The organism is Paenibacillus sp. ACRRY (genome assembly GCF_022346995.1).
Lineage (GTDB): Bacteria > Bacillota > Bacilli > Paenibacillales > Paenibacillaceae > Paenibacillus.
In genome coordinates this window covers 156124-175582 of sequence record NZ_JAKRNM010000001.1, presented here as the reverse complement: position 1 = coordinate 175582, position 19459 = coordinate 156124, and the positions used below count along the sequence as shown (strand labels likewise).

Here is a 19459-nt window from a genome sequence, read left to right as displayed (position 1 = left end):
CTCCTTTTAACCGAAATGAACACCTGATTGTAAAATGCAATTGGCATAGGGTGTAGCTTCACCTGTGCGAATAACCGCCTTAACCTGCCGGGTTAATGCTTTGAATTGTTCGTGGTTGATGGAAGCATCAATGGCATGGTTGCCAAATTTCTCTGTAACGAACTGTAGAGCTTCCGGATTGCCTTCCTTAATCTCTTCTGCCACGATCACTCTCTCAATAACCATATCGTCTGCGATCACTTCAACAACTTCCTGAAAGCTTGGCGTTCCAAGTTTCAGAGCGAGATCAATCTTAATCACTCCTTCAGGAACCGGTAGACCGGCATCCGCAATGGCAATCATGTCTGTATGACCCAGATCAGTCAGTATTTTAGAAATGTGACTATTTAGTATGCCGTTTCTTTTCATGATAAACTCCCCTCCACTTCGTCTCTCGTCGGCATGCCGCCCTGTGCTCCAAACTTGGTCACGGACAACGATGCGGCACGATTGGCGAACCGTATGCTCTCCTGCAGCGGCTTGCCTTCCGCTAAGGCGACCGCGAATGCAGCATTGAATGTATCCCCTGCACCAGTGGTATCCACTGCCTCTACCTTATATGTTGGCACGAGGATTTCCTCCGCTCCGTCAAAGTAACGAACTCCCTTGCTGCCTTCCGTTATGAACAGTTTGTTCGGGTATTTGCGCAATGCCTCAGCCGGGCTCATGCCTTGAAACAGGATTTCGGCTTCATGCTCGTTCGGCGTGATGTAAGCGGCATTGTCAATGACTTCCTGCGGCACTTTTCTCGCCGGAGCCGGATTAAGCAGCAGAGGTGTTCCGTATTCAGCACACAGGCTGCTCACATGGACAACGGTTTCTTCCGGAATTTCCTGCTGGATCAGTACGATATCGGCATCGCGAATTACTTCGCCCGCATGATCTACATAAGAAGGAGTGACTTCGCGATTTGCCGCCTCGACGACTACGATACTATTATCACCTTCTGCCAATATGATATGAGCCGTTCCACTTTCCAAATGTGTAACCGGTTTCACATTTTGCGTATTTACAGCATTTGCTTTGAAATTATTCAAAATGTCTTGACCAAAAGCATCGTCTCCTACCCGGCCAATCATTGTTACATCACCGCCCAGTCTTGCTGCGGCAACGGCCTGATTGGCTCCCTTACCGCCAGGTACCGTTTTGAAACTTTCTCCAAGGACGGTTTCACCCGCCCCCGGACGTCTTGATGAAGTAACGACCAAATCCATGGAACTGCTTCCGATTACGCATATTTTAGCCATCTGAATTCACCTTTCTGGTTGTGCCTCGTTCGATAAAACTTACGGGCATCTGTATGTTTTTGTTCTCGATTGGAGCTTGTTCCACAAGCCCGATAAGTAATCCCGCCGCTTCCCTTCCCATCTCGTATGCAGGCTGGCGAATGGTGGACAATGCAGGTGATAAAAGGCTGCTCATCGGAATGTCGTCAAATCCGATCACTTGCACATCGTCTGGAACCTTTCTCCCGATTCGCGAAGCTTCATGCAGTACCGCCATAGCTGCAATGTCATTGCTGGCAATAACTCCATCTGTATCAGCATATTTGCTGAACAGCTCTTCTGCCCATGATCCCGCTTCATTAAAAGAGAACGAGGTCGTCTGGATCACATGATAATCCAATCCGGCATCCCGGATGATTTCTATGGCTCCCTCGAACCGATCCTGTGCAGGCTTGATATGTGAAGGACCCTGCATAACCGTTATCCTGCGACTACCGCGCTTGATGATTTCTCTCGCTGCCAGTCGTCCGCCCTCTCTTCCGTCCGCATAGACAGAATGACTATCCAGTGCAGTCCTGTCAAGAAACACGACAGGTATTTTTAATTTTTCATATATTGGAGAATGAGGATAGTTCGTGGATGAGATCACACCTACGACGTTATTTTGGATAAACGTCTGGATGTAATCCTGCTCCTTCGATTCATCCTCATCACTATTTCCGAAGATAAGCCTGAACTCCTGCTCCTGCATTCGATCTTCTACACCCCTAGCTAACTGTGGAAAGTAAGGGTTTGCAATATCCGGCAGCAGCAGACCAATCAGTTTGGACTTACGTTTATATAATGAGCGAGCTACTTCGTTAGGGGAAAAGTTAAGCGCCTTCACGGCATCTTCTACTTTCTTGCGTGTATCCGCATGTACATATCCCCTGTCATTGATGACCCTTGATACGGTGGCTACTGATACGCCAGCCAGATTCGCTACGTCTTTAATTGTTGTCATGAAATTGTTCTCCTCTATGTGTAACCGGTTACAGACATTAAATTATCATATATCTTTTTATTTGACAATCATTTTCTTGCTGGAAATTTATCCAAGTTGTTCTGTGTTTTCTGCTGCTATTGAATAAATGAACCCAAAAAGCCACGGTTAGCGCGGCTTTTTGTTCGTTTCATTTATTTTTTTCATCGTTTAATTCTTGTTCTTGGCGAGTGTAATTTCAAATGCTGAACCGATATCACCAGCAAAGACAATGACTCCATTCTCAGGTAGCACTACCTCGTTTTGACCGCTGACCACGGTGTGATTCATGGAAATACCCGCTTGATTATACACGGTAAAAGAACCTTTTGAAGGCAGTTGGACCGTCATAACTTTACCTGCGGCTGTTGCAGGGATCGAGTACCATGTGGCATAACCATTCGCCTGAATCGTTGTCTTCGACTGATTTCCGGAATAGAGCAGCTTCACCGCATCCTGGCTTGCATAGACCTTACCCCCTGCTGTGACATATTCCACTCCGTTTTCCTTGAAGAATTCGTATTCCATCGTATCACGACCGGCCAAGCCGGGGATTTGCAGCTGGTTCACAGCGAGGTTCGCGTCTATGATTGTATTGGTGTATACCAAGCCTGGCACCTCATCAAACAGGTGAATCGGGATGATCGGTGTAGCACTGTCATATACCGTTGAAGTGTATTTCTCATTCACAAGAAAGTAATTTTTGCCATCACGTTTTTGCCAGGCTGCCGCAACATCCGGGGACAATTCACTCGTTTGCAGCTTCTCAGCCTTGTATTCGGAAGAAGCGATCTGCCCAAGCCCAGACATGGACTGATACGAGCGTGACCATAAATAGATTTTTCCGTTATCCTCTTCAACGAATGCTAATTTTTCCGTACCTTTCTCGTTGGCAAAAGTTCCATCCGAGGTATACATGTACTTTTGTTCAGGACTATTCGGTGTTAAAGGCGAGGACAAAATTAGTTGTCCATCAGCCTGTACATCAATATTCAGTAGCGTGCTGGCTCCGCCTCCATAGATGCCCGAATACGCTGTTAATCCCTTAGGCATAATTGCACTTACTGGCGCCCCAAATGACTTGTCCGACTTTCGTTCCGTAATGATTTCCTTCTCCTCAAGTGCACCAAGCAGCAATTCCGTTGCAATCAATTGATCTGTTGTGCTTGTTCCTCCAGATGAGGTGACGGCTGCAGCCATGTTATATTCGGGAAGCACAATCAGAGAGGAATGGTACGAAATCGTATTTCCCCCTTTGGCAACAGCCTGGATGCCGTATTCATTGAAAGGAAAGAGGTTTACACTATCCCAGCCCAAGCCATAAGAAATAGACGAATCTGCATCTTCCGGCCACATGCCATTTTTGTATTCTTCTTTTGCCATCGCTTCTGCCGATTCATGCGAAAGAATTCCTTCGACCTCACCCGTGAAAATTTGCGAAAATTGAACCAAGTCTTCAGCCGTGGAATAAATGCCTCCCGAACCAATCATGTTTGTGTTTTCTTGTGGAAGTTGTCCATTATGCAGGGCTGAATACGTCACGGCCATTTTGTTCTCACTTATCAGATCCTGTGGCGTTTTGGTGTTGTTCATACCCAAAGGCTCAGTGATATAGCGGTGCATAAATGCAGTAAAACTCATTCCACTAATTCTTTCAACCAGAATCTCGGCTAACGAAAAACCGTCGTTACTGTAAACGGAATATGCTCCGGGGTCTGCCTTTAGCTTCTGCGTTGCGAGTTGATCCAACAATGTATCATGTGCGTAGGTATCGTTATCCCCGAACAGGATTGCGCTGCTGCTTGAAGTTCCAGGAAGTCCGGAGGAATGATTCAACAGCATTCGCGTCGTGATTTCTTTGTAACGTTCGTCCTTCATTTTGAAATCAGGGATATAATGTACGACTGGTACATCCAGATCGATTTTCCCTTCATCCACCAACTTCATCACAGCAGTAGTTATCACCATTTTACTGGTTGAACCTATACCATAGATCGTATCTGCTGTGAGAGGAATAGCGTTGTTTATGTCATTCTTGCCGGCTTGCCCGGAAATTACGATTTCACCATCATCTATGAGTGCATACTGAACGCTTGTTGTGCCATAGGTTTCGGTAAGAATTTGTGCTTTCTCGATCACTGCTTTTTTAGTCATCTCATACGTAACATCGTTGACGTTACTTACTGGCGCAGCCATTGCAGACATTGGAGCAAGTATGGTAAACACCAATGTTACAGCTGTAATTGAAGTTCGTTTCTTGATGGACAAAATTATCATCTCCTGTTTTTCTATGTTGGCTACCATCAGGTGGCGTCAAGATTAGTGTACTTAAGGAAAATGTACTGCCCGTGTAATCCATATGAACTGAACATGAACTGCAAAAAAACCGTCAATGCGGCTTGATCAAGACACGATCAACGACGTTATTGATGTTCCAGATTATTGGTTCATTCTTCCAAAGGTATTGATTCATTCTACGCTGATTCTATTTTCGAATATTTTTGTTGACTTTTGTTTATGGATAATGCAGTTTTTTGAACGATTGGGAGCTCGATTGAAGCTTTGTCTGCTGGTAGAAACAAAGTACGGAATATGGTTTTATTATTGTGAATTTTTCATATATTGAAATATTATAATATTGGAATAAAAAAAGAACCTCCAGATTCACAATAACGTGATTTGAAGGCGTTTGAATTAGATAATATACGATTCTAACCTGGGTTTCCCATTGCTCTTTCCTACGTTGGTTGGTGTTCCCTTGCCCGTAGTCGTTGATGAGCTATACATAAAAATGGAACACCGCATACAGCACTTATCGCAATAGGTGCAAAGACTAGCATTGGTTGGTTAGCCCCGAAGCTGTCCAGCAAAAAGCCTCCCAGAATCGGTGCACTGACGTTGCCCAGATTGTTGAATCCGATCATGCCGAAATATGTCCCTTTCAGTTCAGGCTTCGCAATCCGATCCACCAGAACATCCATCAGCGTAAACATGAGTACCTCTCCTACCGTAAAAATGACAACTGCCGTCACCAGCATCCATGGGCTTTGCGCCAACCCAAACAGCAGCAGACTGACAGATACCATAATATTGCCTGTAATGAGCGGCACTACAGGTGGAAAGCGACTCGCGATACGAACCACCGGAAATTGAACGGCGAGAACAACCACTGCGTTTAAGGAAAGCATATATCCAAACCATTTTGCGCCATCTGTCATATTCGGGTTAATCGCCATGAACTGTGGAAGAGTCGAGCTAAAGTGTCCATACCCGAGCACACAAAAGATAGTCCCAATCAAAACAAACATAAAGACAGGATCCCCGCTTGTAATGCGGAATGCTTGTTTCAAGCGAATCGGCTCCGCCGTCCCCAAACCCTGCTCATCCCGCTTCAGAGGATGAAGAATAAACTGAACAATTAATAAAATGCCGTAAGCTATGTATACTCCTCCAGCGACCAGAAAGGACAAATTGGAATCTGATAACCCCAAATACAGTCCCAATAAAGGTCCGAACACAACTCCCAGATTTATCGCTGCATACCTCAGATTGAATACAAGCAGCTTGCTTGACGGTGGTGTGATATCCGATAATAATGCTCTGGATGTCGGTTCAAACAACGCCCGGCAAATGCCATTGAGTGCGTTCATGATGAAGAACATCCAGATCTGGTCCGATAGGGCAAACCCAATAAATACGAGCGCCCAGCCAAATACCGACATGAACAACACTTTTTTGCGTCCAATCCGGTCAGAAATGTAGCCTCCATAGAAGCTGGCAAAAACACCAACGAGCGCACTCACGGCAACGATTATTCCTGTCTGGGTTGGTGAAGCCCCCATCTGCTGTGTCAAATAGATGGACAGAAACGGAATGCTCATGGAGGTCGCCATACGTCCAAAGATGGTACCGACGATAATCGTCCATGCCAGTGGATGAATTTGTTTTAACTGTGAAGCCATGCTGTTCCCCCTTGTTGACCACTCCGGATTTTACATGTTCTTATAAACATATGAGTTCTATTATAAGGCCCGTGAACTTCTTAGAGGGACATTTTATTTAGGAAACAGACTTGACTTTTTTACGTTCTGGTTCGATTCTCACTCTTTTCCTCGTCACAGGCATACATTTTATCTATATCCGGTACAAATACATGAAGAGTGTTTATTATTGTGAATTTTTCATATATTGAAATTATAAACCATTTCATTTTGCGAATATTCTCCCATTTTTCTGCATCTTCTTTAGCTTGGATTCCACTAAAAAAAGCCGCCCAAGGGCGGCTTTCAAAAATCGACGGTTCCTTATCGAACCGCTCGCTCCATACTTCCATTACGTTCGTCCGGTCCAATCCGATCCGGCGATTTCCTTCCATCTTGTCCTGATTTCATCGTACAGTTCATGCGGAAGTGCACCTTTTGCGACCAGATCAGCATTTTGCTGCCAACGGTTCGGTTTCGTTGTTCCAACAATAGCCGTATCGACTCCCGCCGTACTTAACGTGAAACGAAGGGCCGTTTCGACCGCACTTTGCACGTCATTACCTGTCAGAAAACCGTAGCCCAGCTCCTGCAACCGTCTCCAATAAACGAATGGATAAGCATCTTCGGAGAGTGTGTCAAACGTCCATGCGGCATTGGCAATCGGTCGTTTGGCGATAACACCCATGTTTCTTTTTCTCGCCTCAGGCAATGTCAAATCAATGGCTTCTTGGTCTGCAATGTTTAGTGAAGTTTCCAAACTGTCGAACACCCCGGTGCCAATGGCATAGAGCGCGTCCGTTGTGTCCCCGCTATAACCGATAAACCTAGTCTTTCCGGCTTCTTTGGCTCGCTGCAGCACTTCGATCACTGCCCCTTGACGAAGAACTTCTTCAGAGCAGCTATGCAAATGAATGACATCCACATACTCCGTTTTGAGTCTTCTCAGACTGCGGTCGATCGTTTGCTCCAGCACCTTGGGATCCCAATCAGGTCCATCTACCCCGGCAGCATGTCCACATTTGGTAAACAAATAATAGTCATCACGCCGATGCGAAAGTACTTCTCCAATCAATTCCTCACTGTTCCCATAACATTCGGCGGTATCAATGACATTCAATCCGGCATCCAAAGCGGTATTCAGGAGTGTTTCCACGTCTTGTTTGGATACGCTGCTTCCGATTTCGGATCCGCCAAATCCGAGCGTGCTTACTTTCATGCCTGTGTTTCCATATTGGCGCAGTTCCATGATTGATTCCTCCGAGCTTCGTTAATATAGGTACAACTTATGAAAGAATGACAACTCTATGGGTTATTACCCGTTAGACGAACATTGCACCCATTTTAGATCTATTTTTCCTACATTTAATTCCATATATGAAGAGTGCCGTCTACCCTTCCAAAAGTCATATAGGATTCGATCGTGTCACACGCTCCTTATCAATCCAATATGTATGAATGTCAGTCAATTAGTTCACCACGTTGCAGTCACGTTACAAAAAACTGGCTCGGGTTACCGAGTTCCGGATGAAATTTTTCACGAAATCTTCCTCCTGTGTAGGCTCCGATTACTTTCCTCCAAAATGCTTGAGCGATCACATTGTTGCGCACCTGTGTTACTTTCCATCTTCCCGGAAAACGATGGAACAGCTCGTGTGCCGCTTGAGTCCCTATTCCGCTCCGCCGATATTTTTGCATAACAAAGAATTCGGTCAAATAATAATCGTTATCCTTGCTGCCAGGCTCGAAGCGCTCCACCAGTGCAAAACCGGCCGGTGCTCCATCACACGTGATGAGAAAAGCAAATTTAAGGCCTTCCTCCTCCCAAAATGCCTCCAAACCGGGATACTCCGGAAAAATACCATCGCTGTCCACATCAATATTTAAATATTTCGTAAAATCATACAGATAAAATTGCATTAAATGCCGGATTACCTGCTTCCGTTCCCGGGGAACCAGCTCGATTTGCATATTCATCCGGTTCACCTCCTCTGCTTAACTTATACTAGTTACTTTAAAGGTTTGTAAGGCGAAGGGCAAGAATATAGCCCTCCTCTGCACTAATCCGTGAACAGGCTGTGACCAAGCAAATTATGGTACACTAAGACATAGACTATTTGAAGAAGAATTAACCAGGAGGTGCCGGACTTGACCAATGTGCAAAAAGAGATTGATCGACGCAAGCTGGATGATAAACTGCCTTCCATGCCTTGGTTCGTTCAGCAATTCATTGATTATAAGCTGCCCGATTTATCACCCTCTACCCTGCTGGAGTACTTAAGGGATTACGATACTTTTTTCAGTTGGCTGCGTGCAGAAGGGTTGTCCCAGGCTGATTCTAACCGGGAAGTGACGTTAATTGAACTTGAAGTGTTACGGATGGATTCGGTGACCTCGTTCCGTTTGTTCCTCGCTACTAAACGCGAAGGAGCCAACTCGAGAATTACAGTATCCCGCAAATTGTCCTCTCTGCGCTCACTCTTTCATTATTTGAGCCAAATTGCCGAAGATGAAGACTTCTATCCGCTCCTGAAACGAAATATTATGGCCAAGATTGAGATCAAGCGCGCACATAAGCCAAAGGACACCGCCGCGAAGCTGAAAGGGAAACTATTAGAGGATGAGGAGCTGCTTGAGTTTATCGGATATATCCTCGAAGGATATGCAATCGACATGCAAAAAAACAAACAAGCTCTCTACTCCCATGAACTCAACAAAGAACGGGATGCATGCATTGCCAGTCTTATTCTGAATTCTGGACTACGAGTATCTGAAGTGGTTAACCTCAATGTCGATGATCTGGATTTGAACAACAAACTGTTATATGTTTACCGCAAAGGTAACAATGATGAAACGTTCAAGACACCCGTATATTTCAGGGAGCAGGCCAAGGATGAACTGGCCAACTACATGCAGCTTCGGCAATCAAGGTATCGCACACCCAAACGGGAAAAAGGATTATTCATTGCGCTTCGTAACGGTGAGTCTGAAGGCAGTCGAATGACCAAACGTGCGATTCAGGCCATGATTATGAAATATGCCAAATGTTTTGGCAAACCGTATCTGACAGTGCATAAGCTGCGGCATTCCTTTGCGACAGACTATTACCTGCAAAATGATATCTATAAAACAAAGGAACAGCTTGGACATGCCTCGACAGAAACTACCGAAATCTATGCACATCTTACTGACAAAACGATGTCTGAAGCCATTGAGCGTCGTTCAGAAGGTACGGGTTCATAGGAGGCTCCCAAGCCAAATAAACAGCGGATACTTTTTACTGATAACCAGTAAGAATATCCGCTGTTTTTTCGCTTATTCAATATACCTATCATAACGAATACGGTGGAGTTTGCTGAAACGAAACTGCATTATTCTATCGATCACACCAAATTCTTCCCCGTTCATGATTGCTCTTTATTCACATGTTCCAGCAACCAACGGGCAATAACTTCTGGCTCCTGCACAGAGTGCCAAACCACATCGCTGAGTGGATCAGGTTCACTCCCTGCTGAAGGTAAGGATTCTCTCGGAAACCAGGAAACGACTGCCATCACTCCCCTTAGCTCCTGAAGTATAGCCACATGATTCTCTTCACGAATCATCACCAGTTTCGGATAGGCTGCCGCTTTGTAACCCTCAATCAGAATCCAATCGTAATCCGATAGACGAGTCAGCATGGTCTCCAGACTGGTTGGCTGCTGCTCAATAATTGCCGTTCGCTTCTCTGACATTACAACAACTGCTGAAGCTCCCGCCTGATTGAAACGATATGAATCTGTTCCTTCATGATCCATCTGGAAATGATCATGTCCATCATGCTTAATGACGGCAACCCGCAGCCCTTCCGAAGAAAGAAATCTCGTGAGTTCTGCTGTTAAGGTGCTTTTCCCCGTATTTTTGTATCCCACGATCTGCACAATAGGTGGTAATGTACTTCTATTGGCCATGAGCCCTACCTCACTTGTCCACTCGGCAGCTTAAGAATGGTTACCTGTTCTCCTGCAGCAATCCCTTTCTTGTCAGGCGGGATGATGATCAGGCAATCACTGTCCTTGATGGTAATCATGACACTGGACTCATCCACCCGTGACGCAGCTGGCATCGCATATACCCTGCCATTCCGGATCTCTGTGCGGCCCCGTACGAATCGAGTAAAATTGTTCACTTTTGTATATTCTTGATCAAGGGTCGCTGTCCACTCTTCCAAATAAGGGCGGGCATCATTTTGCATCATGCGAATGGTAGGCCGTACGAACAGACCAAATCCTACAAAACAAGCCCCAGGATTACCGGATAGAGCAAATAGTAACTTCTCACTCACAACTGCTGCTGTCGTAACACTTCCTGGACGCATCGTCACTTTATTAAACAGCATCTCCATGTTGCCTTCCCGTACCAGATCGCCCATAATATCATAATCGCCAACCGATACGCCCCCAGTTGTGACAACAATATCGTTATCCTCAACTGCTTCTGCCAGTTTAGCACGAGCCGTATCCATATCATCGGCTATGGACCCATACATGACAGGTTCGCCACCTGCCTCCACGACCAAGGACCGAAGCATATGACTGTTACTGTTACGAATACGACCCGGCTGCAAAGGCTCATCCACCTCCAGCAATTCCGTTCCCGTTGCAAAAATGGCGACTTTCGGACGCCGAAACACCGGTACTTTGGCTACGCCAAAAGTAGCCAATACGGATTGTTCTCCTGCCTGGATAATTGTTCCGGATTCAAGCAGCAGCTCACCTTCCTGAACTTCCAGTCCAATTGGCGTTATATTGGCATTGGGCTGGATATGGCGCTTCAATGCAATCCATTGTTCTCCATCCTGTTCCCTGCTCTCTGTCATCTCCAGCATTACAACGGCATCCGCCCCTTCAGGCACTTGTGCACCTGTCATGATTCGCGCAGTGGTACCTGGAGTGATGGGTACACTCGATGTATATCCACATGGAATTTCATCAACGACTCGCAGCCAGATCTGTTGATCGCTGGACGCATGAGTTGTATCACTGCTGACAATCGCATAACCATCCATACCTGACCGTCTGAAGAAAGGATATGGATGCGGAGCATGAATCGTTTCAGCCAGCGTTCGTCCATGCGCAGATTCCAAGGTTACTTTTTCGACTGAAGCTGTAGCAACATGAGGTGATATTCTGGCCTGAGCAGCTTCAACCTGCACGGCTGTACGGTTAAATTTGGGACTTGTCATATCATCTGAATGTGTATTGATTTTCAAAATGGAAAGAACCTCCTTGGGACAGAACTTGTTTAAGAAAGTGTAGCGTGAAAGCTGGGGTGTGACAAGTACTCGCCTCGCGGGTAACATGAAACTGTGAGCTTATGCCCATAATAGGGATGAGAACGGAGGAGTAGATATGAGCAACCGATGCGAATTATGCGGTAGAGAGCCTGTGGAAACAACAGTTCATCATCTCACGCCCAAGGAAATGGGCGGGACTTTCATGCCTACAGCTGATCTATGTATCCCATGTCATAAACAAATCCATTCGCTGTTTACCAACCAGGATATCATCCGTCTCCAATTAACAGAACTTCAGGCACTGCGAGAGAATGAACGAATGGCCCCTTTTGTTCGCTGGATACGCAAACAACCACCTTCCACCATTCCCCGGACGCGTAAATCCAATCATGTTCGCAGATCTTAAATACATCTATACTTCCTAATATAAAACAAAAAGAACAGCCACAAGGTGAGCTTTCGCATGGCAGGGTTCATTCTGCCTTACCTTGTGGCTGTTCTCTCTAAACTCTTCAGGCTGGCAAATCTCATCTTTACCTTCGCCTCATAATTCGTCCGCCGCCTACCCTTGTTTTGGGTTTCTTATAGGAGCTCTTTGGTGAATTAAACAATCCACCACTCTTGTTACGTTCGACGGTACCGGTGCTCGGTTCCTTTTTACGGCTAAACAAACCACCGCCTGAACCTACACTCGTATCGGTGTCTCCTCCCCGCCGGGTAATGGATCCTTTTCGGTCAACCGTGATGGGCGGAGCTGCCTTTTTGTCATTGTTTGTTGGTGCACGATAAGTACCTTGATTCGGTTTGTACGTATCACGATCGGTGTACCCTCTGTACTTTCCGTATCCGCTACCGCCAAAGGAATCAAACAAATTGCCAATGAGCGTTGCGGTCAAATACCCCTGTAAAAAGGAAGAATCATAATTCTGGCGTACGTATTCTTTGGAATCCACTTCAATTAAGGTATCTTCCTTCTTGTTCGGGTCTTGCTGCAAATGATAATACTGGTCCTGATACACCAGGAACATCCGCTCTTCGTTTTCCGCCGAGATTTGATCAGGTTTGCGCTGTTCGGATAACTCCTGAGCGACTTCCGGAACAGAACGATCGGCCGCCCGATACACATAGGATGTCGTATTGCCACTGCCACTTACAGACTCAAGCGGATAAGTGTCCTGAACGGAAGGCATCCCGCACGCGGACAACAGGGACATGACAAGGCTGAGGACCAGCATTAATTTTAATCCAAGTGCCATGCGCTTTTTCATTGGAACCTCTCCTAGCTCGAACGAATCACTTTGATATCCGCAGGAAGAATGGACTCACCTTCATACAGAGTAAATCTTCTGTCTTGCCATTCCACACGCAGAAGCATGTTATCATCGGACTGGTACTGCCAAACCAATTGCTCTCCAGCCTGACCATAAGGTGTCCTGCCCGCAGTGGTAACCATTCCTCCATATTCTTCCTCGAGATGATATGCGCGTCCGTCCAGATCAAGTAAGGTTGGTACTTCGTCCGGGGCATCAAGACGGCCATCAATTGGCGTATAGAGGGCATAACGTGTCAATTCTCTTTCTTCTACATGCAAATGTCTAAACGTTGTACCGTCCTGCAGTGTTAGTACCACCGCTTTTCGAGCACGATGCTGCACCCGCCCCACGACTTCATACGTTACGAGCGAGACCTCACAGATATCTCCAGGCTCAAGGTCCAGCATGGTTTTCTCTGCTCGTGGTGGTTCGGGTTTGGCTAGTATTCCTTTAATCCGTTTCCATACACTCATACCCATTACTCCCGTTCGTTATCTTATAAACAAGCTGCAATAATTAATGCGCCCACGATGTGCAAAGCACCAGAGAACAAGCCATATCCTGTCTTCCCTTGCTGAATTCCGGTGTCCAAATCGAGATTGGCCCACGTGCGAATCATAAAATGCACAACGCTTTCCAGAATAAGCAGGATAACAAATGAAACAACGGATACAAGTAACGCTTCACCAAGATGACCCGCTGTCGAAATCGAAGTTGCAAGCACATATCCTTGAGCAAACAGCTTCATGACCATCCGTGTTGTAACTGCCATGTTCCCTGCCTTAACTTCCGCAAAATCCTTATACTTCGTAAACAATGAATCCACATACATCAAAACAAAAAGCAAAACCGAACCAGATAATGTCCAGACCAGCATCGCCAAAATGTTCAAATCCATTTACACAGCCCCCACTTATCAACATGAACCGCATTTAAAAGCGAAGGAGAAACACTGTCTCTCCTCCGCTAGGAACCCTGCTTAAGATGCAAGGTTTAGTTCTTATTTTCGTACTGCTTCATGAGTGCCGCCAGTTCATCTTCAACGGCCTGATCCTTGCCGAGTTTCTCGAACTCTTCATCAAGTGATTTTCCTTTGGAAGACATCTCGTTGCTCGCTTCAGCCTGTGCTTCCATTTGCATCATTTTCTCTTCCATACGTTTCATGCCAGCACTTGCTGTGTCGGAGCTGAATCCGTTCAGCGCTTTGTTGATTTCGGTTTGTGCTTTTGCTGCGTTGTAACGCGCTACCAGCGTTTCACGCTTGTTTTTCATTTGTGTCAATTGCTTACGCATCTCATCCAGCTTGCCGCGCAGATTGTCTGCCGACGCCTTGTTCTGATCATAGCTTGTTTTGTATTCCGCCATTTTTACTTCGGCAGCTTTTTTCTCTTCCAGAGCCCGGCGTGCCAGATCCATGTTCTGTGCACGTGCAGCGGTATGAGCTTGCTCCTCACGTTTTTTCACCAATGCTTCCTGTTCTTCGAACAGCTGCTTGAATTTTTTCTCAATCGCGATTTGTTGAGCAACAGCCTTCTCGGCATCTTCCAGATCTTCCTGCATATCACGGATATATTGATCCGTCATTTTGATTGGATCTTCTGCCTTGTCAATAATGGCATTAATGTTAGACATCGTTAAATCACGCAAACGTTTGAAAATGGACATTATGGTATTCCTCCTAGTCGATTTACATCTTGTATATAATCATACATACGTGGTAACCTTCATTCCGTTTCAATTTTACCAAAAAAAATCATAAAACACGATTCAGATTCACCTAAAATCTACTATTTTGTATCATTCACCAGGGTTAAATGATCATCGAGCAGCTTTTCCGCCGTCTGTACGATCTCATCGATCTGCATGCGTGTAATGGGGTCAAAATGTATGCCCATAATAACGGTGACGGTCACCTTGAGAGAATTTGCTGCCTTACGTGCAAGCCGCTCGCATAATTCCTGTTCCTTATGCCCGGGAATATGGACTGCTGTTCCCACCACACGTTCTCTTTCCGGGTAAAAGGTCGCCACAGCTCCTATATGAGCTTTCCCACCCGTGACCAAAAATATCTTATCTTCTCCAGCTTCGATGACCTGCAAATGAACTGATTTCAAATCATACGTACTCATCCTAATCCACCCATCCTTTGTGTGTATATGTAATGGTGGAATTATGAGCCTTATCAACCGGATCGGACAATGAAACTTCTCACATTATGCATAATGGACCATCTCCGCGGGCATACCAAAGAGAACGCAATTTGACAAAGGAGGCTATATCATGCGTATTCGCCTCATCGCATTCTCCATGCTGATCCTTATATTTATGAGTGGAAGTTATGCACCTGGACAACTGCTGGCAAAACCCGTTCCAGATAGTATCCCTGCTGCAAAGCCAGACTTATCTGAAGATGAACAGCTGACCCTCGGTCAGCTAAGGCAGAAATATGCCGATACGTTCAAGACCAATGGTCCTTCGACCAGACAGGTAGCACTGACTTTTGATGATGTGCCTGATCCGCGCTTCACTCCGCAGGTACTGGATATTTTGAAGAAATATAATGTCAAAGCGACTTTTTTTATTGTCGGCAACCGGGCAGAGAAACATCCCGACCTCGTCAAACGGATCGTTGGGGAAGGTCACATTGTTGGAAACCATAGTTACAACCACCCTGAATTCAGTAAGCTGTCTTTGAATGCTTTTCGCAAACAAATTCTACATACCGGTGACATTATTCGTAAACTGGCCGGGTATACACCGAAAATGATTCGCCCTCCATATGGGGACATTAATGAGAAACAATTGCAATGGGCCGCAAGACAACAATACAGTATCGTCAACTGGAATGTCGATTCGCTGGATTGGAAAGGCCTCAGCAAAGAGCAAGTGAAGCAGAATGTTTTATCAGCAGTCAAGCCAGGCTCCATCATTCTTCAACATGCGGGCGGAGGCGTGGGCTCCAATCTGTCGGGTACCATTGGAGCACTTCCGGAGATTATAGATGAATTGCGGTGCAGGGGCTTCAATCTGGTGACTTTGGACGAAATGCTGCAAATGCCAAAAAGCAAATAATACGCAGCTTAGTAGGCGAAACACATATTGTTATTAAGCAAACAAACTTACGTTTTAAAAAAGACAAAGGGTACCCTTATTTCACGTTAGTCGTGTCATAAAGGCACCCTTTTACTGGCGCTGATATTTATTTCAGGATATAAAGTTCAACATCCTGAAAACCGAATGTGCTCACAGACTTCTGGCTTCCAGGAATGAAAATATCAATTCGTTTCCCTTTGATCGCCCCGCCGATATCCCGGGCAGTAGCCACAAAAGCCTGCTTAGGCAGCCCCGGATGGGAGTGACCTGTAACGAGAACCTTTGTACCCAGTGGGATCACACTAGGGTCTACTGCAATCGTGCCGAGTTCAAGTGGATTACCGAAGTAATCAACTGCACCCCATCCACCATTTTCAGAAGCGGCCGCAGAGTATGCTGTTGCTTTCACTTCAACAGACTTACTGTAATCAAACGTTTTGCCCCATGCTTGAACGACTTTATCGTCAGCATTTACATCAAGGCTAGCAGTCGTAATTGTTTTTGCATCCGTAGAGCTCTTCGCTGCTGGAGCAGCCGAAGCCGTGTTTGTTTTTCCAGGAATCGTAATTTTCAAACCACCATAAATGTTGTAAGGTGAAATATCACTGTTTGCTTTAACAAGTGTGTCCAGTCCAACTCCATATTTTTTCGATAAGGTATAGAAGGTATCCCCCTCTTTGGCCACGTGAACAGAATCAGCGTGAGCTGGAACGGCCTGAATGAGCATTGCTGCTGTCAATAGGGCTGTTGCTGTTTTGGCTATAGTTCTCTTCTTAATCATGGTCTTCCTCCCTCATTGTGCCTGCGAAGTTAGTTGTCGGATTCGGATGGAGGAAACCACCCTATAGGACTCTGTTACATTCGTCTTGCGTTATGTACCCCTAATTCACCCCAAGCAGCGTGCGTTTCAATCTTCCCCTCCACGGTCTGCATCATTACATCCTCCACACTTCCTCCTCGGGAAGTTTCGGCAGGAACAATATATCACAATTTTGTAACCAGGGTCCGTAGTAAATGTTACCAACTGTCCTAAACAACTCATTATACTGCTTTAAAATAAGGATTTTTCATAATAAAGAGCGACCAGGCAGCTCTGGAACGATGACAGAAACGTTACTTTTACGAAATTGGATACTTATGTATGCAAAATAAACAGCCCTGCTAACGTAATGTTAACAAGGCTGTTTGATTTCGAATTCTGTTAGTTCAATTGAATACGGTCAGCTGACTCGATCATGATTTAAGGTTATGACAAGACTTTACCGAGGAAGTCACGTGTACGCGGATGCTTGGGTTGACCAAATACTTCATCCGGTGTGCCCTCTTCCACAATTACACCGCCATCCATAAAGATGATGCGATCACCCACTTCACGAGCAAAGCCCATTTCGTGGGTAACGATCACCATGGTCATGCCGCCTTCTGCCAGACGTTTCATAACGTCAAGCACTTCACCGACCATTTCAGGGTCAAGTGCAGACGTCGGCTCGTCAAACAGCATCACATGCGGTTGCATCGCAAGCGCTCTGGCAATGGCAATCCGCTGCTTCTGTCCTCCCGACAGCTGACTCGGATAAGCATCCTTTTTATCCAATAACCCAACGGTTTTGAGCAAGTCTTCGGCAATCTGCTTAGCTTCCTGTGCAGACTGCTTTTTGACTTTAATCGGGGCAATCGTAATGTTTTGCTCCACGGTTTTATGCGGAAACAGATTAAAGTGCTGGAACACCATCCCCATTTTTTCCCGGGTTGCATTAATGTTGTGTTTGTGATCCGTAATGGAGTCACCTTCGAAATTAATCTCACCTGAAGTAGGCTGCTCCAACAAGTTAAGACAGCGCAGGAAGGTACTCTTGCCTGATCCTGAAGGACCAATCACAACAACGACCTCGCCCTTGCCAATCGTCACATCTATGCCTTTAAGTACTTCGTTTTTATCGTAGGATTTGTATAATTGTCTAACGTCTATCACTTGCACTCAACTTCCTTTCCAGTCGACCCAGCAGCTTGGACAAAATGAATGTCAATACAAAGTATATGGCTGCTGCAATAAGGAACGGATTCATTCCTTGGTACGTAATGTTTTTGACTACACTTGCCTGGTACATGATATCAACCATACCAATGACCGAGATAATGGATGATTCCTTGATAATGGTTACAAATTCATTACCGATGGCAGGCAGTACAGCTTTGAAAGCCTGTGGCAAAATAATAAATCTCATTGCCGCGCCTCTACCCATCCCAAGCGAACGTGCTGCTTCCAGTTGCCCCCGGTCAACCCCTTGAATCCCAGCACGGAAGATCTCTGCAAGGTAAGCACCACTGTTAATGGAAAGTGTTAGGATACCCGCCTGAAGAGGCGAGAACGTAATACCAAATGTCAAGGCAAGACCATAATAAATAATCATCAATTGAACAAGCATCGGCGTACCGCGAATGACTTCCACATATGCCGTACCAATCCACCGCAAAATAACAGTATCATGCATCCGGAACATGCAAATGATCAAACCGATAATTACCCCGAAGATTACGCCAAGTGCGGACAATAGGAGGGTATAACCAACCCCCGTAGCATAGAAGCTTTTGTATTGCCAGAATACTTCAAAAATATTCGGTGATTTGACCTCACGGTCTGCCATTAATTGACTGGCTTCCGTTACCATCTGGTCAATTTTATTTTCGCTCTTCAGTCGTTCAAGCGTACCATTAACGGCATTCAGCAATTCCGTATTCCCTTTGCGAATACCGATCGCTGCTGCTACCTGCTCTTCGTCCGGAACTGCAGGAGCAAGTCCGATCATATCATCCAGGTATCCTGCGGCAACTGTATCTTCAACGATAGCAGCGTTGATTCGTTTAGTTTGCAGTTGAAGCACAATGTCCGAGATTTTATCAAGAGACGTCAGCTTGGCTCCAGGAATCTTCTGTCCGATTGTTTCCTGAATCGAACCTTTTTGTGCTCCAATCTTTTCATTTTCCAGTTCAGCCATGGTTGGGTATTTGTCTTTATCCTCATTGCGAACCATGATGACTTGTTTCGATTTATAATAGGTATCCGAGAAGTCGATACTTTTCTTGCGGTCCTCTGTCGGTGTCATGCCCGAAATAACAATATCCACGCGTCCACTCTGCAATGCGGGCAGAAGGCCGTCAAAACCCATATCTTCTATTACAAGTTCTACGCCCAAATCAGCAGCGATCTCTTTGGCAATGGCAATATCAAATCCAACAATCTCATCCTTGCCATCGATGACTTTATGGAATTCATATGGTGCAAAGTCGGCACTCGTGCCGAGCACCAATTTTTTACTGTCTGAAGTGCCCGTAGTTCCACTTGCCAGCGCCGAAGGAACGGCCGCCGTCAATAAAACGACAAAGGTCAACAGCATCATGGTGTAACGACTAATCAATTTCAACCCTGTTCTCCCCTTACAATACATTATGTGCTTTCTCATGTTGATGCCTGAGTCATTATAAAGTACAATGCATGATTATGCAATGAGTTT

The 19459-nt window shown here is 45.6% G+C and carries 21 protein-coding genes and 1 riboswitch; of the genes, 3 read left to right on the top strand and 18 right to left on the bottom strand.

Annotation, left to right across the window (positions count from 1 at the left end; translation table 11 throughout):
* Nucleotides 1–6: 6 nt before the first annotated feature.
* From rbsD to MH144_RS00815, 8 genes are all read right to left on the bottom strand, one after another.
* Entirely contained in the window at nucleotides 7–408 is a 402-nt protein-coding gene (gene rbsD / locus MH144_RS00850; protein WP_239296545.1) for a D-ribose pyranase, read from the bottom strand.
* On the bottom strand, nucleotides 405–1286 hold the full coding sequence (gene rbsK / locus MH144_RS00845) for a ribokinase (RefSeq protein ID WP_239296536.1): 882 nt from the start codon (nucleotides 1284–1286) through the stop codon (nucleotides 405–407). Before rbsK ends, rbsD begins: the two co-directional genes overlap by 4 nt.
* Nucleotides 1279–2268, bottom strand: coding sequence for a LacI family DNA-binding transcriptional regulator (locus tag MH144_RS00840; RefSeq protein WP_239296524.1), 990 nt, complete (start codon nucleotides 2266–2268; stop codon nucleotides 1279–1281). The genes rbsK and MH144_RS00840 overlap by 8 nt, the downstream gene beginning before the upstream one ends.
* 189 nt (nucleotides 2269–2457) lie before the next feature.
* Complete coding sequence (locus MH144_RS00835) at nucleotides 2458–4563, bottom strand: serine hydrolase domain-containing protein (RefSeq protein ID WP_239296522.1); 2106 nt, start codon at nucleotides 4561–4563, stop codon at nucleotides 2458–2460.
* Nucleotides 4564–5024: 461 nt separating this feature from the next.
* The gene (locus tag MH144_RS00830) at nucleotides 5025–6248 is read right to left on the bottom strand and encodes an MDR family MFS transporter (RefSeq protein WP_239296520.1); all 1224 of its coding nucleotides are present in this window, start codon (nucleotides 6246–6248) and stop codon (nucleotides 5025–5027) included.
* A 119-nt stretch (nucleotides 6249–6367) separates the two neighbouring features.
* Nucleotides 6368–6619, bottom strand: a complete 252-nt coding sequence (locus tag MH144_RS00825; RefSeq protein WP_239296518.1) for a hypothetical protein — start codon at nucleotides 6617–6619, stop codon at nucleotides 6368–6370.
* Nucleotides 6619–7515: an aldo/keto reductase gene (locus MH144_RS00820; RefSeq protein WP_239296516.1), complete on the bottom strand. Its 897-nt coding sequence runs from the start codon at nucleotides 7513–7515 to the stop codon at nucleotides 6619–6621. Before MH144_RS00820 ends, MH144_RS00825 begins: the two co-directional genes overlap by 1 nt.
* Before the next feature lie 239 nt (nucleotides 7516–7754).
* Nucleotides 7755–8243, bottom strand: coding sequence for a GNAT family N-acetyltransferase (locus tag MH144_RS00815; protein ID WP_239296515.1), 489 nt, complete (start codon nucleotides 8241–8243; stop codon nucleotides 7755–7757).
* A gap of 171 nt (nucleotides 8244–8414) precedes the next feature.
* Between MH144_RS00815 and xerS the strand changes: the two genes are divergently transcribed.
* Nucleotides 8415–9509 (top strand): tyrosine recombinase XerS, encoded by a 1095-nt coding sequence (xerS, locus tag MH144_RS00810; RefSeq protein ID WP_275439926.1) that lies wholly within the window; start codon nucleotides 8415–8417, stop codon nucleotides 9507–9509.
* Between the two features lie 161 nt (nucleotides 9510–9670).
* On the opposite strand, the gene mobB is transcribed toward xerS, so the two are convergent.
* Nucleotides 9671–10216 (bottom strand): molybdopterin-guanine dinucleotide biosynthesis protein B, encoded by a 546-nt coding sequence (mobB, locus tag MH144_RS00805; RefSeq protein ID WP_239296502.1) that lies wholly within the window; start codon nucleotides 10214–10216, stop codon nucleotides 9671–9673.
* Nucleotides 10217–10221: 5 nt separating this feature from the next.
* Nucleotides 10222–11490: a molybdopterin molybdotransferase MoeA gene (locus tag MH144_RS00800; RefSeq protein ID WP_239299201.1), complete on the bottom strand. Its 1269-nt coding sequence runs from the start codon at nucleotides 11488–11490 to the stop codon at nucleotides 10222–10224.
* Nucleotides 11491–11656: 166 nt separating this feature from the next.
* On the opposite strand from MH144_RS00800, the gene MH144_RS00795 reads away from it, so the two are divergent.
* On the top strand, nucleotides 11657–11947 hold the full coding sequence (locus MH144_RS00795; protein WP_095357420.1) for an HNH endonuclease: 291 nt from the start codon (nucleotides 11657–11659) through the stop codon (nucleotides 11945–11947).
* 127 nt (nucleotides 11948–12074) lie between these two features.
* On the opposite strand, the gene MH144_RS00790 is transcribed toward MH144_RS00795, so the two are convergent.
* The 5 genes from MH144_RS00790 to lpdD form a co-directional block, all read right to left on the bottom strand.
* Nucleotides 12075–12809, bottom strand: a complete 735-nt coding sequence (locus tag MH144_RS00790; protein ID WP_095357419.1) for a DUF4247 domain-containing protein — start codon at nucleotides 12807–12809, stop codon at nucleotides 12075–12077.
* Between the two features lie 11 nt (nucleotides 12810–12820).
* The gene (locus MH144_RS00785; protein ID WP_239296500.1) at nucleotides 12821–13327 is read right to left on the bottom strand and encodes a DUF4178 domain-containing protein; all 507 of its coding nucleotides are present in this window, start codon (nucleotides 13325–13327) and stop codon (nucleotides 12821–12823) included.
* Nucleotides 13328–13350: 23 nt separating this feature from the next.
* Nucleotides 13351–13752 carry a DUF350 domain-containing protein gene (locus MH144_RS00780; protein WP_095286503.1) on the bottom strand — a complete coding sequence of 134 codons (402 nt, stop codon included), beginning with the start codon at nucleotides 13750–13752 and terminating at the stop codon, nucleotides 13351–13353.
* Nucleotides 13753–13847: 95 nt separating this feature from the next.
* Entirely contained in the window at nucleotides 13848–14519 is a 672-nt protein-coding gene (locus MH144_RS00775; protein ID WP_095286502.1) for a PspA/IM30 family protein, read from the bottom strand.
* Between the two features lie 122 nt (nucleotides 14520–14641).
* On the bottom strand, nucleotides 14642–14983 hold the full coding sequence (gene lpdD / locus MH144_RS00770) for a prenylated flavin chaperone LpdD (RefSeq protein WP_239296498.1): 342 nt from the start codon (nucleotides 14981–14983) through the stop codon (nucleotides 14642–14644).
* Between the two features lie 151 nt (nucleotides 14984–15134).
* Between lpdD and MH144_RS00765 the strand changes: the two genes are divergently transcribed.
* Nucleotides 15135–15926 (top strand): polysaccharide deacetylase family protein, encoded by a 792-nt coding sequence (locus tag MH144_RS00765; RefSeq protein WP_239296496.1) that lies wholly within the window; start codon nucleotides 15135–15137, stop codon nucleotides 15924–15926.
* A 127-nt stretch (nucleotides 15927–16053) separates the two neighbouring features.
* Here the strand turns inward: MH144_RS00765 and MH144_RS00760 are convergent, their stop codons facing one another.
* The 3 genes from MH144_RS00760 to MH144_RS00750 all read right to left on the bottom strand — a co-directional run bounded on the left by MH144_RS00760 (nucleotide 16054) and on the right by MH144_RS00750 (nucleotide 19345).
* On the bottom strand, nucleotides 16054–16728 hold the full coding sequence (locus tag MH144_RS00760; RefSeq protein WP_239296486.1) for a 3D domain-containing protein: 675 nt from the start codon (nucleotides 16726–16728) through the stop codon (nucleotides 16054–16056).
* Between the two features lie 2 nt (nucleotides 16729–16730).
* A riboswitch (cyclic di-AMP (ydaO/yuaA leader) is annotated at nucleotides 16731–16930 on the bottom strand.
* Between the two features lie 263 nt (nucleotides 16931–17193).
* Nucleotides 17194–17919 (bottom strand): amino acid ABC transporter ATP-binding protein, encoded by a 726-nt coding sequence (locus MH144_RS00755; RefSeq protein ID WP_239296475.1) that lies wholly within the window; start codon nucleotides 17917–17919, stop codon nucleotides 17194–17196.
* Nucleotides 17906–19345, bottom strand: a complete 1440-nt coding sequence (locus MH144_RS00750; protein WP_481857329.1) for an ABC transporter substrate-binding protein/permease — start codon at nucleotides 19343–19345, stop codon at nucleotides 17906–17908. The genes MH144_RS00755 and MH144_RS00750 overlap by 14 nt, the downstream gene beginning before the upstream one ends.
* Between the last annotated feature and the right edge of the window lie 114 nt (nucleotides 19346–19459).

Excerpts from the sequence above, each read along its gene's own strand:
- MH144_RS00825 (WP_239296518.1), bottom strand. The coding sequence starts at position 6,619 with ATGGAAGTATGGAGCGAGCGGTTCGATAAGGAACCGTCGATTTTTGAA.
- lpdD (WP_239296498.1), bottom strand. The coding sequence starts at position 14,983 with ATGAGTACGTATGATTTGAAATCAGTTCATTTGCAGGTCATCGAAGCT.
- MH144_RS00750 (WP_481857329.1), bottom strand. The coding sequence starts at position 19,345 with ATGATGCTGTTGACCTTTGTCGTTTTATTGACGGCGGCCGTTCCTTCG.
- MH144_RS00790 (WP_095357419.1), bottom strand. The coding sequence starts at position 12,809 with ATGAAAAAGCGCATGGCACTTGGATTAAAATTAATGCTGGTCCTCAGC.
- MH144_RS00760 (WP_239296486.1), bottom strand. The coding sequence starts at position 16,728 with ATGATTAAGAAGAGAACTATAGCCAAAACAGCAACAGCCCTATTGACA.
- rbsD (WP_239296545.1), bottom strand. The coding sequence starts at position 408 with ATGAAAAGAAACGGCATACTAAATAGTCACATTTCTAAAATACTGACT.
- MH144_RS00785 (WP_239296500.1), bottom strand. The coding sequence starts at position 13,327 with ATGAGTGTATGGAAACGGATTAAAGGAATACTAGCCAAACCCGAACCA.
- rbsK (WP_239296536.1), bottom strand. The coding sequence starts at position 1,286 with ATGGCTAAAATATGCGTAATCGGAAGCAGTTCCATGGATTTGGTCGTT.
- MH144_RS00830 (WP_239296520.1), bottom strand. The coding sequence starts at position 6,248 with ATGGCTTCACAGTTAAAACAAATTCATCCACTGGCATGGACGATTATC.
- MH144_RS00775 (WP_095286502.1), bottom strand. The coding sequence starts at position 14,519 with ATGTCCATTTTCAAACGTTTGCGTGATTTAACGATGTCTAACATTAAT.
- MH144_RS00835 (WP_239296522.1), bottom strand. The coding sequence starts at position 4,563 with ATGATAATTTTGTCCATCAAGAAACGAACTTCAATTACAGCTGTAACA.
- MH144_RS00815 (WP_239296515.1), bottom strand. The coding sequence starts at position 8,243 with ATGAATATGCAAATCGAGCTGGTTCCCCGGGAACGGAAGCAGGTAATC.
- MH144_RS00840 (WP_239296524.1), bottom strand. The coding sequence starts at position 2,268 with ATGACAACAATTAAAGACGTAGCGAATCTGGCTGGCGTATCAGTAGCC.
- MH144_RS00800 (WP_239299201.1), bottom strand. The coding sequence starts at position 11,490 with ATGACAAGTCCCAAATTTAACCGTACAGCCGTGCAGGTTGAAGCTGCT.
- mobB (WP_239296502.1), bottom strand. The coding sequence starts at position 10,216 with ATGGCCAATAGAAGTACATTACCACCTATTGTGCAGATCGTGGGATAC.
- MH144_RS00795 (WP_095357420.1), top strand. The coding sequence starts at position 11,657 with ATGAGCAACCGATGCGAATTATGCGGTAGAGAGCCTGTGGAAACAACA.
- MH144_RS00765 (WP_239296496.1), top strand. The coding sequence starts at position 15,135 with ATGCGTATTCGCCTCATCGCATTCTCCATGCTGATCCTTATATTTATG.
- MH144_RS00820 (WP_239296516.1), bottom strand. The coding sequence starts at position 7,515 with ATGGAACTGCGCCAATATGGAAACACAGGCATGAAAGTAAGCACGCTC.
- MH144_RS00780 (WP_095286503.1), bottom strand. The coding sequence starts at position 13,752 with ATGGATTTGAACATTTTGGCGATGCTGGTCTGGACATTATCTGGTTCG.